Source organism: Photobacterium sp. GB-1, assembly GCF_003026165.1.
Lineage (GTDB): Bacteria > Pseudomonadota > Gammaproteobacteria > Enterobacterales > Vibrionaceae > Photobacterium.
Genome location: NZ_PYOB01000009.1, coordinates 24,982 through 38,836, shown reverse-complemented (window position 1 = coordinate 38,836; position 13,855 = coordinate 24,982). Strand labels below are relative to the sequence as shown.

The following is a 13,855-nucleotide window of genomic DNA, read 5'->3' as shown; positions in this document are numbered from 1 at the left end:
ATCATACAATATAGAACTGACACTAGGATGACATGATCATTGATAATTAGGATTATGTTTAGCCCAACTATATTGATTTTATATAAGGTAGTAATTTAACAGCCATCTTATTTATCTTATTGTTTGATAATTATTTTTTAGTAAAGTCGTAGTTGTTAAATTGGAAAAATGAATGACATCAAATAAACATCAGCCTGATAATCAACAGGATAAGCCACAGCCATCATCAACGCGTAAATTAATTAAGCGTAGTATTCTTACTGTTGCCATTATTGGTGGCTTGGGCATGGCTTATCTTGGGAATAACTTAAACAAAACCATCAGTGAGAAGTTTTCAGGTCAACTGTGGCAATTACCTTCGGTGGTTTATGCTCGCGAGCTTGCCCTTCAACCAGGAGCGCCAGTTAGCTATAACTCGTTAGTGAATGAGTTAAAAGTATTGGGTTATCAAAAGGTCGCGAAGCCTGATCAAAGTGGTGAATATAAAGCGAATGGCTGGTCTGTTGAATTTGTTCGTCGACCATTTAACTTTAAAGAGGGTGCAGAAGGTGCTCGTCATGTTGTTGTGACATTCAACAGCGAAGGGATCAGCCAAATCAAGGATCTTGATACAAATAAAGAGCTTGGTTTCCTTCATATTGATCCTAAAATGTTGGGCATGTTAGAAGCGAAAAATGACCAGCAACGAATTTATCTCCCTGAAGATAAAATGCCTAAGTTATTAGTCGAAGGTCTGATTGATACTGAAGATCGTCACTTTTATGAGCATGATGGTATTTCTTTAGTGGGTATTGCTCGTGCTTTTGTCGCTAATATCAAAGCTGGGCACACAGTTCAAGGTGGTAGTACGCTAACACAGCAACTTGCTAAAAATATGTTTTTATCGAGTGAGCGCAGTTTATGGCGTAAATTTAAAGAAGCCTATATGGCGATTATCATCGATTATAAATATGGTAAAGAAGAAGTACTTGATGCTTACATGAACCAAGTTTATCTCGCTCAATATGGTGGACGTGGTATTCATGGCTTTGCTTTGGCATCTCGTTATTACTTTGATCGCCCATTGTCGGAATTGCGTCCTGATCAATTAGCACTGTTAATTGGTTTGGTAAAAGGTCCGTCTTACTACAACCCTTGGCGCAACCCTGAGCGCGCGAAAGATCGTCGTAACGTGGTATTAAAAATCATGTTAGACAATAAATTGTTAACGGATAAAGAATATCAAGCAGCAATAAAATTACCGTTGGATGTTCAATCAAAAGGACAACTTGCGAAACGTCAGCCTGCGTACTTTGATCAACTTAAACGTGAGTTAGAGCAAAAAGTAGGTGATGCTTTTGAAGAAGGTAAAGGCTTACGTCTGTTTACTTCACTCGATCCTCAATCGCAAAAGTTGGCTGAAGAATCTGTCGAGAAAATGATCCCGTTAGTGGAAAAACGTTCGGGTAAAAACTTACAAACCGCGATGGTGATTGCTGACCGTACAACAGGTGAAATTCGCGCTATGATTGGAGGAAGTAACCCTAATTTCCCTGGTTATAATCGTGCAATAAATGCACAACGTCAAATTGGCTCGGTAGTGAAACCTTCTATTTACTTATCAGCATTAGAAGACCCAGAGCAGTACACGCTTGCAACTTCACTCAAAGATCAGCCTCTTTCTATTAAGATGCAAGATGGTGCGGTATGGAGTCCTCGAAACTATGATCGTAAATATCGTGGTGAAGTGCCTTTATTTGTGGCGTTAGCCAAATCGTACAATGTTCCGACGGTTAATCTAGGTATGGCTTTGGGAGTTGAAAAAGTCTCAAAAACATTAACAAAATTAGGGATTCCGTTTGAAGAGATCCCTCAAGTACCGTCGTTATTTTTAGGTTCGATCGCCTTGTCGCCATTAGAAGTTACTCAGATGTACCAAGCCATTGGTAATAATGGCTATTTAGCGCCATTAACGGCATTAAATGCGGTGGTTGATGAAGATGGCAAAGTACTCTACCAAAATTGGCCTAAAGCTTCATCGGTAGTGCCAAGTCAGGCTGCATGGTTAACTATGTATGCACTGCAAGATACGGTAAAATTTGGTACCGCACATTCATTGAATAAATTGTTCCCAAATAGCCATTTGGCAGGTAAAACGGGCACGACAAACGATGGTAAAGACAGTTGGTATGTCGGTATCGATGGGCGTGAAGTGGTAACAGTATGGATGGGACGTGATGACAATAAAACTGCCCACCTAACGGGTGCGACAGGCGCATTGCGTTTATATACTGATTACATTCAGCATCGTAAACCTGAGCCATTAATCTTAACTCAACCTTCAGAATTGGAAGGAGAGAAATATACGGTAGCGGCGAACGGTACCTATATTGAAGATTGTTCAGGTACAACACGAATGCCTATTTGGGATCCGAATGGTGATCTTAAACAAAACTGTCAGGTACAAGCTGTGAAGCAACAAGCGAAAGAAGTGCAGAAAAAAGTCGAAGGCTTCTTTGATAAGTTGTTTGATTGGTAATGATATTTTTTGTTTTGCCATTATTGGCTTAATATAAAAATGAAAGGCTAAGTGTTCGCACTTAGCCTTTTTTATATCTGTATGTTTTACACTGAAGATCGAACTGCTAAATCAGTTTGTCATACCCCATTTTAGCTCATCATCTAATTCTTCGATGGCATCATCAAGGTAACTTTCCACTTGCTCTTCAACTAAGCCATCGGGCTCTTCAAAGAAAGCAATATGGAAAATAGCATCACCTTCGTTAACTAAAGGCAATGTTTGCTGGCCAATGACGATCCCACCTTGTGGCGCAATAACAGGTGCTTCACTGCTGCCAGCAGGATCGCTAATAGTGGCGATGACTTGATCTTTCGATACCTTCTCCCCCAAGGCCACATGGGATCGAAGCAAGCCATCATAGTCGGCACGAATCCAACGGGTCGCTTTTGGCACCATTGGTTCAATAACTTTTTTGCTACGGCTAGTGCGCAGCATATTTAGATGACGCATTACCTTTAATACGCCTTGAACGCCAGATCCTACTGCATGTGGATCAAGACGTAACGCCTCACCTGCCTCAAATGTGATCACGGGTATGTTAAATGCTTCAGCAGCTGCTCGTAATGAGCCCTCGCGCAGACTTGCGTCAACGACAACCGGCGAGCCAAATGCCATTGCCATCTCTTTAGCTAATGGATTTTCAAGGTTAGCTCTAATTTGAGGTAAGTTAGTACGGTAAATTGCAGCGGTATGTAGATCGATAACATGCGATGCACGACGAACCACTTGATTAAAATATTGGTAAGCCATGCGTCCTGCAATTGAGCCCCGTTCAGAGCCAGGGAAACAACGGTTCAAATCTCGACGATCGGGTAAGTAGCGAGATTTATGAATAAAGCCAAAAACGTTAACCACAGGTACCGCAATAATCGTTCCGTGAAGTTTGTTTAAATCTATTTTTTCAATAACTTGACGTACAACCTCAATACCATTTAATTCATCACCATGAATCGCCGCATTGATTAATAATACGGGACCTGGGTGTTTACCATGAAGAATATCAACAGAAACCGAAAGAGGTGAATGAGTATAAAGACGAGCAATTTCTAATTCACAATTAATGTGTTTACCCGCGTCAATCGATAAGCCGGCAAATTCAAAAGGTGGCGTTTTCTTAGCCATAGATACTTCCTGTATTCGGTAGTGTATATAAGAATAGAAAATTGTTGGATGCCGATAACACAAGGAGGTCAATCATGGCGCATACAATGGCAAAAGAATAAGCGTAAATTCATTTTATAAATAGATAACATTGTCACAAAAATAGTGATGTTTACCGAGTAAAATGTTTCTAAATGTATCTTTGTTGTTATATTAAATTGTTATTATCGTAATAGATACTTGTTGCGAGTTGTTATGTTTGAGCTGAAATAAAAGCACTTCTATTTAAGAAGTGCTTTTCGTGTGTTTTATGATGATTGAACTAAAGCTTGGTGTATTATTTATTCACACTTGCGATTTGGTTTTTATCTTGTTCGACCGATTGTTTAATTAAGCTATTATATTTAGCGACCTCGCTTTCAAACTCTTTCTTTTCTTTACGAGGAACAGACGCTGCCAATGGAATTTTTGCTGTCATTGGATTTACTGCTTTTCCTCGAATTAAGAATTCATAGTGAATGTGTGGGCCTGTTACACGGCCTGTGCTTCCTGATAGCGCAATTTCTTGACCACGTTTAACATGTTGACCTTTCTTAACCAAAATACGGCTGTTATGTAAGTAACGAGTGCTGTAGTTAGCACTGTGTTTAATGACGACATAACGTCCCGCATAAGGGTGGTTAGTCACTAACGTTACAACGCCATCACCTGTTGCGAGTACTGGTGTACCTGATGGTGTCGCAAAATCCACACCATTATGTGGTTGGCGACGGCCTGTAACTGGGTGAATACGGTTTGGGTTAAATGGCGAACTGATACGGAAATGCTTCGACGCCGGATAAGGGTAACGAAGGAATGCACGTTGTAAGCTATCACCATTTTGGTCATAAAAATTTCCATCAGTGTGTAAATAGGCTGAAATTAAACGTTTACCTGAATAAATGCGGATCGCTTGTAATTCACTATCATTGGTGGCTTGGTTTTTAATATATTTGCGTTTAGTGACAACTTCAAAGGTATCACCTGCTTTTAAGTCTTTATTAAAATTCATTTTATCTTTTAGTAAAGACATGATTTCTAGAGTCTCACTGTGTGATAACCCCGCTTTACGAGTTGATGCGCTAAAGCTGCCATGAATTGTTCCAGTCGCAACTGTTTCACGCCATACCCCAGGTAATGTGATCTCTTTTACATCGAAATCACCATCTTTAGTACGAATGTAATCAATTCGCTGCGCTAAACTGAACTCAAGCTCTAATTTATTCAGCTGGTGATCACTTTCATTAATCCAAAAACGTAATATATCGCCGGGTTTTAACTTATCAATTTGAAGCGTGTTTAAATCGGCTTCCATAATCGATTGGACATCAGAATAGGGGATCGACAGTCGTGAAAAAATCTCACTTAAGGTATCGCCTTTTTTGATCTTATATTCATAACTCGGCGGTATGTCGACTGTCTTTTGCATTGCTTTTGGTGATAATGCAGGGAGAACAACTTCAGGTGTGGTTGAAATGGGTAGCTGTACTTCCGTCTGTTTATGAGGGGTTGATGTTGTATTAATAGATAAAACTGCAGCTACAGTAATAAGAGAAATACCTGCAAGGCTAATATAGCGAAAATTAATAAATTTGCTCAAGATTGTCGTTTTTAACGTAGACATAAATCTGGAATGCTCGTCAGTTTTTTATTTTTAGTGAGTGCAATCGGCACTAGCTTATTTTTGCGATGGAGTATAAAAACATAGCTTTTCTGAACCGTAAATGAACTAATGTTGTGATTAGTAATTCTACGGTGTATTTTTATTAAAAGTAGATAATATCTTACATAAGTTAGTTATTTTACAATGTTTTATATTTTTACTGTTTAAATGATAGACATTGTTCCGATGATTTATTGACAATTGTTATGGGCCTAAAACCATTCTTGTGTTGGTGTTGATATAATATTCGTTACGTTATTGACTAAAAGCCCAAGGCTGAACTGAATGATTCAAAACTTGGGCTGATGAATGAGATTATTTATTTCTATGTTCTTCTCGATAGCGGTTGTTGCTTCGGCTTATACGGGTTTCTTCCCACCGGTTTCTTTCTAAATGCCCTTCCTTATGCCCTGTGGTTGATAAGTAATTATTGTTATTTATTGTCGTCAACACATGGCTTTGTTGTTGCTGATTGGAATTTAATTGTTGAGTATGGTCCAGATACTTAATCGTACTATCTGTGATCTGTTGGGTATATTGTGGAGAACTGGCGGTCATGGCAAAAGCTGATAACGAATGCAGTGTTAATGATAAGACTAGAGTCGTGATAACGCGTTTCATGGTTGTCTCTCTATATTAAGAAGGACACAGTAAACGATATTTCCTCTGAATTAAGCATGATGCAAGTATTCATATTTCATTCATAATTCAGTGACATTTTATTAAAAATAAATACGTTATTATTCACAAATGCTTTTTTTTATGATTCAGCATACACTAGATGTTTTATTCGAAGGTGTATTGAAACCATGAACCACGATTTTCAAGAACAAGCATTTATGATGCGTGCACTTTTATTATCTCATCAATCATTACCAGCCTGTCGCCCGAATCCTCCTGTTGGATGTGTATTAGTTAAAGATGGTGAGGTTGTGAGTGAAGGATTTACTCAGCCGCCAGGGCAACACCATGCTGAAGCGATGGCGCTAGCTAATTATGACGGTCCTTTTACGGATGTTACTGCTTATGTGACATTAGAACCGTGCTCATTCGTCGGACGTACCCCATCTTGTGCACATACATTGGTTGAACGAGGTATTAAGAAAGTTGTTGTTGCAACGCTGGATCCAGACAGTCGCAATAGTGGTAAAGGTATCGCGGTTTTAAAAGAGGCGGGTATCGAGGTTGAAGTTGGGCTTTGTGAAAATGAAGTGTTAGATTTTATTGAGCCTTACTTAATTAGAAATTGATAACATAAATAGAAAAACCCAATTAATAAAAATAGACTTTCATTAATTGGGCTCTTAATCTTTTTATATTATTCTTATTTAAATAAGAACTTTATCTCAACTAAATAGTCTTATTTAGTTGATGTTTTGTGGTGTAAACGAGATGACTCTTTATGGTCATGCTCTTTAGTTTTATGATGACGATGCTCATCATGTTCATGACGATCGCCATGAGTTTGTTCTGGGTGCTTATGACCTACAGGATCACCACCATGTTGTGTATGTGGGTGACTTTTCTCATGATCACGCATTTCATGATGATCACGGTTATGTTTATGCTCAGCACCGTCATCGTAACGACGTTCCATTTTTTCATGCTCGAACTCAGCGCCATGTTGATGACCGCCTTGTGAACCTTTGTGCTCTTGACTATTAAAATGTGCCATAACTAAATCCTTTGATAAACAGCGTTAAAAATAAGTTGGTGTCTGTCTATGGATTTAAATTTACGCTTAATTTAAATATTGAACAATACACGTTTTTATAATCAAAAGTTTTGTTTTTGGTAATTGCTGATATAACGAAATAGGTCTATTAATTAAGGTTTATTCATTTTAAGTGTTAAATGTTCTACGTAAGAAATTAATTAATCTTTACATGTATAAACAAAAATAAAATTGTCAAAATATGCAACTTGACATAGGGTGATTAAATGTCTGAACAGAGCTTAAATTATGTTTTTTAACACCTATAAAGTCACATCACAATCAGTGTTATCTAATGAAGATAAGGTTAATTTAATCAATGACATACATGAACTAATAAGCCGGAGATTTGCTGGTAAAGGGATTAAATTAATTAAAGACTTATCAACTGAAGGGCACTTAAAGTTGCGTTTTGAAGTGAATGGGGAAGAGCTATTACAGCTTAATGTCTCTAATCAGTTGCTTTGAATATGTAACATTTAGTACATTTTATGAAAGTAAAAAGCCGAGCTTTAAAGCTCGGCTTTTTCATGATTATTAAGCGATTATGCTAATAATTCTTTTGCTGTTTCAACAATATTATCTGTTGTAAAGCCAAACATTTTAAATAGCTCTTCAGCTGGTGCTGATTCACCAAATGTTGTCATACCGATGATACGGCCATCGAAACCAACATACTTGTACCAGAAATCAGCAATACCAGCTTCAATAGCAATACGTGCTGTTACATCTGAAGGTAATACGCTTTCACGGTATGCGGCATCTTGCTTGTCAAATAGATCTGTTGCAGGCATAGAAACAAGGCGTACCTTACGACCTTCAGCCGTTAGTTGCGCGTAAGCTTCGGCTGCAATACCGACTTCTGAACCTGTTGCAATTAAAATTAGCTCAGGTTGACCTTCACAGTCTTTAAGGATGTAACCACCCTTAGCGATGTTAGCTACTTGTGCAGCATCACGATCTTGTTGTGTTAGGTTTTGACGAGAGAAGATTAGCGATGTTGGGCCATCTTTACGCTCGATTGCGTATTTCCAAGCCACTGCTGATTCAACTTGGTCACATGGACGCCATGTGCTCATGTTTGGTGTTAGGCGTAGAGAAGCAATCTGCTCTACAGGTTGGTGTGTAGGACCATCTTCACCTAAACCGATGGAATCGTGCGTGTAAACTTGAATGTTCTGAATTTTCATCAGTGCAGCCATACGCATTGCATTACGTGCATATTCCATAAACATTAGGAATGTTGCACCGTAAGGAACAAAACCACCGTGTAGTGCCATACCATTGATGATTGCAGTCATACCAAATTCACGTACACCGTAGTGAATGTAGTTACCAGAAGCATCTGTTGGAGTGATTGACTTAGAGCCAGACCACATGGTTAGGTTTGATGGTGCAAGGTCTGCAGAACCGCCCATGAATTCAGGTAAAATTTTACCGAATGCTTCAAGTGCGTTTTGTGATGCTTTACGAGAAGCAATATTTGCAGGGTTTGCTTGAAGATCTGCAATAACTTCCGATGTCACTTGTTCCCAGTTTGCTGGTAGCTCGCCGTTCATACGACGTTTGAATTCAGCAGCTAATTCAGGGTAAGCAGCAGCGTATGCGGCAAACTTCTCATCCCATGCTGCTTCTTTCACTTTACCTGCTTCTTTCGCATCCCATTCAGCATAGATTTCTGCTGGGATTTCAAATGCGCCGTAAGTCCAACCTAGGAATTCACGTGCTGCTTTAATTTCATCAGCGCCTAGTGGAGCACCGTGACAGTCGTGAGAGCCAGATTTGTTTGGAGAACCAAAACCAATGATTGTTTTGCAACAAATAAGTGTTGGCTTACCTGTTTCAGCTTTAGCTGCTTCAATTGCTGCATTAATTGCTGCTGCATCGTGACCATCAACAGCAGGGATGACATGCCAGCCGTAAGATTCAAAACGCTCTGGCGTATTGTCAGTGAACCAACCTTCAACGTGACCATCGATAGAAATACCGTTGTCATCCCAGAATGCGATCAGTTTACCAAGACCTAATGTACCTGCTAGTGAACATGCTTCGTGAGAAACACCTTCCATTAGACAGCCATCACCAAGGAAAGAGTATGTGTAGTGATCAACAACGTCATGACCTTCACGGTTAAATTGTGCAGCCATTGCTTTTTCAGCAAGTGCCATACCAACCGCATTAGTAATACCTTGGCCTAAAGGACCTGTTGTTGTTTCAACACCTGGCGCGTAACCGTATTCTGGGTGACCCGGTGTTTTAGAGTGAAGTTGACGGAAATTCTTCAGATCATCGATAGAAAGATCGTAACCTGTAAGGTGAAGTAGCGAATAGATAAGCATTGAACCGTGGCCGTTTGATAATACAAAACGGTCGCGATCAGCCCACTGTGGGTTTTGTGGGTTGTGATTCATGTGACCACGCCAAAGTACTTCAGCGATATCTGCCATACCCATAGGTGCGCCAGGGTGACCAGAATTTGCTTGTTGTACACCATCCATGCTTAGAGCACGAATCGCATTCGCTAACATTTTATGTTCCATAGTGTTTCCACCAAATATATGAGATTTAAACTTAAGAAAGCGGCAAAGGCCGCTTTCTGGAATACTTAATTAAGCGATTAAAGACGCTCTGCAATCATAGCTTCAAGTTTACCTTGGTCAATTGCGAAGTTACGGATACCTTCCGCTAGTTTCTCAACGGCCATTGGATCTTGATTATGTTCCCATAGGAACTCAGCATGTGTCATTGCTGCCGGACGATCTTTCAGATCAGTTGTTGCTTTTAGTTTCTCAACAACCTCACCTTGTGCTTCTTCTAGTTCTTGAAGAAGTTGTGGACTAATCGTTAAACGGTCACAACCTGCTAGTTCAAGAATTTCACCAGTATTACGGAAGCTTGCGCCCATAACTACGGTATTGTAACCGTGTTCTTTGTAGTAGTTATAGATATTCGTTACAGAAATCACACCTGGATCTTCTTGTGGTGCAAAATCACGACCTTCTTTCGCTTTGTACCAGTCCATAATACGACCAACGAATGGCGAAATAAGGAATACGCCAGCTTCAGCACAAGCACGAGCCTGCGCAAAAGAGAATAGAAGCGTTAGGTTACAGTTGATACCTTCTTTTTCTAGGATTTCCGCTGCACGGATACCTTCCCAAGTAGAAGCTAGTTTGATTAGGATACGATCGTTGTTGATACCAGCATCGTTGTACATTTTGATAAGTTGACGTGCTTTAGTAACACTGCCTTCTGTATCGTAAGAAAGGCGCGCATCAACTTCAGTTGAAATACGACCTGGTACAACGTTAAGAATTTCTTTACCAATGTTTACAGCAAGCATGTCGCAAGTATCTTGTACTTGTTGTGCTTTATCATCACCTTGCGCTTTTGCGTAAGCGATAGAAGCATCGATAAGTGGTGCGTATTCAGCGATTTGGGCCGCTTTTAAGATCAAAGATGGGTTAGTTGTCGCGTCTTCTGGTTGGTATTTTTTTATGTCTTTAATATCGCCAGTATCTGCTACAACAGTAGTTAGTGCGCGTAGTTGTTCTAATTTTGTGCTCATATCTATTGACCTTATCTATAGGGCTCATGCCATGCCAGCCACTATTTATAACGTGAAATGCTGTCATGCTCAAAAGAATTTATTACTTATTCTTAACCTGTTCATACAAAGCCATTTACACACATTGTGAGCGAATGGTTTATGTAAGAGCATTTGATGAATTGATAATTGACTTTTTCAGTGTTTTTGTCAATTCAAAATGCGAATAAATCCTGTTTGGATCCCAATAAAAGTGGGTTAAATTGAAGTTAACCGCGAGATGTTGCTCCTAACTAGAATAACTTTGGTTTTAAATGCTGAGCGGATGATCTTAAGGTTGAACATATGTTCATTTTTAGTGAGGTAAACGAATAAAAATTCCACAAAAATCAGATTGGGTAAAAATATCTAACGTGCTTTACTGCAATAATGAAAAAAGCCATTAACTTTCGTTAATGGCTTTTTTTCAATTAGAGATGATCACACTACATTAGAAATTGTAGTTAACACCTACGTAGTACATCGTTGTTTCTGAGTCGATGTTTAAATCTTTATCGTTATCCGCTTTTTCAAGATCTGTTGATAGATAATCAATGCCAGCACGAAGATCGATGTGTTCAGCAACGGCAAAGTTAACACCTGCACCCGCAGTCCAGCCAAAACCATCAACATCAATATCGTGGCGGTTCATATTGTCGATGCCATCGTAATCGCCATCAACAGCAACGTAAGCGACACCTGCTTTTGCAAATAGGGATAACTGATCGTTAATTGGCATCATTACGCGAGGAGTCAGAGTCGCGTAACCTTTTTTAATGTTATCTTGTTCGCCAGTTTGGCCTAATGTTGCTTCAAGACCAAGATTTTCAGTGAAGTTGTAACCACCGTATAAGCCGTATGCAACTACATTTTCGTCGTAGTTATGTTCCCAATGGTCAGCTTTAAGATCCGTTGTTGCATTACCAAGGCTTGCACCTACGTATGGACCTGTCTGATCGGCAAGTGCTACGCCAGATGCTGTTGTAAGAACAAGTGCTAATGGTAATAGAATCTTTTTCATCATAATTTCCTTTATGTTTTTATTGATTTTTCAAGAGTTAATACTCTAACTCTTGAATGTCACTAACTGCTGATGGGGAGAATATGATGCATTCACAAGCTAAATGTCATGGAATTGAAAGGTGTTTTATTGCGCGGGTTGATTTGACGTTGAGTTAACAATATACGGACATGACTCAAACAAAACGCACAACGATTGCATTGGTAGTGAATGAATGACATTAAAATACATATTTATAAGCAAGTTTTATTGCTTTTGGTGAATGAGTATTCAATGCGCGTTATCTAGAAAAACTGAAAGTCAAAAAATCGTTTATATAATTACTATGAATTCAATCGCAAATTGGCATATGTTTCGTGCTACAAGCCTGACGCGTATTTTTTATCCGGTATGGTACCTATTACTCAAAAAAGCGTAGTTACGTTTTTGACTGTTGTAATGGGGGAAACAATGGGATTGATGATCAGATATTTTCGGTATTGGCTTTTTTTGTTGGCTGTATTGATTTCAACGTTTGCTGCAGCAAAACCCCAATATATAAATCCAATACCACTTGCCCAACTTATTAATACGCCAGTTTCAAAAGTTAATGAACAGACTTTTGAACTGCCAGTGATTACTTGGGGCGCAGATATTAATACGATTTATGCGAATGGTAGCCAATCGATCACCTCAAGTAATTCTCTTTTTTCTAGTTATGGACTGAAATTTAGATTAAATCGAAATGATAAATTTTCAGATCAGCTCACGAATTACCTATCAGGAAAAACGCCATACCTTCGCGGAACATTAGGGATGGTTAATGCCGCTTCTGATTTACTCGTCAGCAATCCTTCTGTTACCCCTATTATTATTCATCAATTATCTTGGTCATCAGGTGGTGATGCTTTAGTTGTTAAACCAACTATTCGTACCGTGGCAGATTTAAAAGGTAAGACGATTGCGCTTCAAGCGTATGGTCCACATGTGGATTATATGGGAGCTGTATTAAAAGATGCAGGGTTAACACCTGATGATGTCACCATTAAATGGTTGCCCGATCTTACTGGAACGAATAATAGCCCAGCCAGTGCGCTATATGAAAATGATATCGATGCAGTATTTGTAATTCTACCTGATGCGTTAGCACTGACATCGGGGGGAGCTGTAGGTACTGGATCTGAAGATTCGGTTAAAGGCGCGAAGATATTAATGTCAACTAAAACGGCTAACCGAGTGATAGCGGATGTTTATGCGGTGCGAGCGGATTATTTTAATAGCCATCGCAGTGACGTAATGAATTTTGTAAAAGCGTTAAATAGCGCAACAGATGAAGTGAAGGTTTTGTTTAATAATGCGAACGCTCAAAGCGCAAAATTGACACCGTTATTGTCTTATTCTGCTGATCTGTTGCTTGATTCTCCCGATGCAATAGAAGACATAAAAGGGCTTTATGCTGACGCAGAGCATTTAGATATTAACGCTAATAAGCAATTGTTTAGTGACATGGCGTACCCAAGAAATATTACGAAAGTCAGTAAAGAAATCCAAACGACGTTAAAGCGACTCGGTTTAACGTCAGCTTCCTCACTTCCTCAATTAGCAAATTGGGATTTTACCCAATTAGGTGCTGATATTGAGTTTAATAATAAATCACGTTTTAACAGTGAGCGTGTCGCTTCAGTGGTTGCAAAGAAACAGCAACAGAATTCATTGGCAGATGGCGAACTGTTTTCTTTTGAAGTCGCTTTTCAGCCTAACCAAAACAACTTTAATTCGTCGCTATATCAAACAGAGTTTAAGCGTGTAATTGAATTGGCCTCTACTTATGGTGGTGCGGTGATCACTGTTGAAGGTCACAGTGATCCTTTGAAATATTTACGCTCTAAGAAAAAAGGCGAAACAGGTGTGGTGTTAAACCGCATTAAACAATCCAACCGCAATATCAGCTTATCGCGTGCGCAAAGCGTTAAACAAAGCGTATTAACATACGCTACCGATCAAGGCATTGCTTTGGATGCGAGTCAGTTTGCTTTAGTTGGGCATGGTTTTGGTAATCCAAAAACAGGGATGTGTGGTAATGAACCTTGTGCTCCTGCAACTGAATCTGAGTGGCGATCAAATATGCGTGTCGTCTTTCGTATTATTCAGTTAGAAGCTGAATCTGATGTATTCCAACCTTTATAAGTGGG

The 13,855-nt window shown here is 39.3% G+C and carries 10 protein-coding genes; 3 read left to right on the top strand and 7 right to left on the bottom strand.

All coding sequences use genetic code 11. The features are described from left to right. The first annotated feature begins 172 nt into the window (after window positions 1-172). The gene (gene mrcB, locus C9J45_RS11200; RefSeq protein ID WP_107246485.1) at window positions 173-2,518 is read left to right on the top strand and encodes a penicillin-binding protein 1B; all 2,346 of its coding nucleotides are present in this window, start codon (window positions 173-175) and stop codon (window positions 2,516-2,518) included. A 111-nt stretch (window positions 2,519-2,629) separates the two neighbouring features. On the opposite strand, the gene C9J45_RS11195 is transcribed toward mrcB, so the two are convergent. The 3 genes from C9J45_RS11195 to C9J45_RS21505 all read right to left on the bottom strand — a co-directional run bounded on the left by C9J45_RS11195 (window position 2,630) and on the right by C9J45_RS21505 (window position 5,984). Then, entirely contained in the window at window positions 2,630-3,682 is a 1,053-nt protein-coding gene (locus C9J45_RS11195) for a succinylglutamate desuccinylase/aspartoacylase family protein (protein WP_107207348.1), read from the bottom strand. A 316-nt stretch (window positions 3,683-3,998) separates the two neighbouring features. Further along, window positions 3,999-5,324 carry a peptidoglycan DD-metalloendopeptidase family protein gene (locus C9J45_RS11190; protein ID WP_107246483.1) on the bottom strand — a complete coding sequence of 442 codons (1,326 nt, stop codon included), beginning with the start codon at window positions 5,322-5,324 and terminating at the stop codon, window positions 3,999-4,001. A 354-nt stretch (window positions 5,325-5,678) separates the two neighbouring features. Beyond that, window positions 5,679-5,984 (bottom strand): hypothetical protein, encoded by a 306-nt coding sequence (locus C9J45_RS21505; protein ID WP_146144065.1) that lies wholly within the window; start codon window positions 5,982-5,984, stop codon window positions 5,679-5,681. A 188-nt stretch (window positions 5,985-6,172) separates the two neighbouring features. On the opposite strand from C9J45_RS21505, the gene C9J45_RS11185 reads away from it, so the two are divergent. Continuing rightward, window positions 6,173-6,613: a bifunctional diaminohydroxyphosphoribosylaminopyrimidine deaminase/5-amino-6-(5-phosphoribosylamino)uracil reductase RibD gene (locus C9J45_RS11185; protein ID WP_107246481.1), complete on the top strand. Its 441-nt coding sequence runs from the start codon at window positions 6,173-6,175 to the stop codon at window positions 6,611-6,613. A 110-nt stretch (window positions 6,614-6,723) separates the two neighbouring features. Here the strand turns inward: C9J45_RS11185 and C9J45_RS11180 are convergent, their stop codons facing one another. The 4 genes from C9J45_RS11180 to C9J45_RS11160 all read right to left on the bottom strand — a co-directional run bounded on the left by C9J45_RS11180 (window position 6,724) and on the right by C9J45_RS11160 (window position 11,684). Continuing rightward, a complete protein-coding gene (locus C9J45_RS11180) occupies window positions 6,724-7,038 on the bottom strand; it encodes a hypothetical protein (RefSeq protein WP_045083097.1) in 315 nt (104 codons plus the stop codon). A 584-nt stretch (window positions 7,039-7,622) separates the two neighbouring features. Beyond that, window positions 7,623-9,617: a transketolase gene (gene tkt / locus C9J45_RS11170; protein WP_107207344.1), complete on the bottom strand. Its 1,995-nt coding sequence runs from the start codon at window positions 9,615-9,617 to the stop codon at window positions 7,623-7,625. 77 nt (window positions 9,618-9,694) lie between these two features. Further along, the gene (gene tal / locus C9J45_RS11165; protein WP_107292530.1) at window positions 9,695-10,645 is read right to left on the bottom strand and encodes a transaldolase; all 951 of its coding nucleotides are present in this window, start codon (window positions 10,643-10,645) and stop codon (window positions 9,695-9,697) included. Window positions 10,646-11,114: 469 nt separating this feature from the next. Continuing rightward, window positions 11,115-11,684 (bottom strand): outer membrane protein, encoded by a 570-nt coding sequence (locus C9J45_RS11160; RefSeq protein ID WP_107287957.1) that lies wholly within the window; start codon window positions 11,682-11,684, stop codon window positions 11,115-11,117. Between the two features lie 492 nt (window positions 11,685-12,176). Here C9J45_RS11160 and C9J45_RS11155 point away from each other — a divergent pair, with 492 nt between their 5' ends. Beyond that, window positions 12,177-13,850: an ABC transporter substrate-binding protein gene (locus tag C9J45_RS11155; RefSeq protein ID WP_233217694.1), complete on the top strand. Its 1,674-nt coding sequence runs from the start codon at window positions 12,177-12,179 to the stop codon at window positions 13,848-13,850. Window positions 13,851-13,855 lie beyond the last annotated feature (5 nt).

Excerpts from the sequence above, each read along its gene's own strand:
- mrcB (WP_107246485.1), top strand. The coding sequence starts at position 173 with ATGACATCAAATAAACATCAGCCTGATAATCAACAGGATAAGCCACAG.
- C9J45_RS11195 (WP_107207348.1), bottom strand. The coding sequence starts at position 3,682 with ATGGCTAAGAAAACGCCACCTTTTGAATTTGCCGGCTTATCGATTGAC.
- C9J45_RS11190 (WP_107246483.1), bottom strand. The coding sequence starts at position 5,324 with ATGTCTACGTTAAAAACGACAATCTTGAGCAAATTTATTAATTTTCGC.
- C9J45_RS21505 (WP_146144065.1), bottom strand. The coding sequence starts at position 5,984 with ATGAAACGCGTTATCACGACTCTAGTCTTATCATTAACACTGCATTCG.
- C9J45_RS11185 (WP_107246481.1), top strand. The coding sequence starts at position 6,173 with ATGAACCACGATTTTCAAGAACAAGCATTTATGATGCGTGCACTTTTA.
- C9J45_RS11180 (WP_045083097.1), bottom strand. The coding sequence starts at position 7,038 with ATGGCACATTTTAATAGTCAAGAGCACAAAGGTTCACAAGGCGGTCAT.
- tkt (WP_107207344.1), bottom strand. The coding sequence starts at position 9,617 with ATGGAACATAAAATGTTAGCGAATGCGATTCGTGCTCTAAGCATGGAT.
- tal (WP_107292530.1), bottom strand. The coding sequence starts at position 10,645 with ATGAGCACAAAATTAGAACAACTACGCGCACTAACTACTGTTGTAGCA.
- C9J45_RS11160 (WP_107287957.1), bottom strand. The coding sequence starts at position 11,684 with ATGAAAAAGATTCTATTACCATTAGCACTTGTTCTTACAACAGCATCT.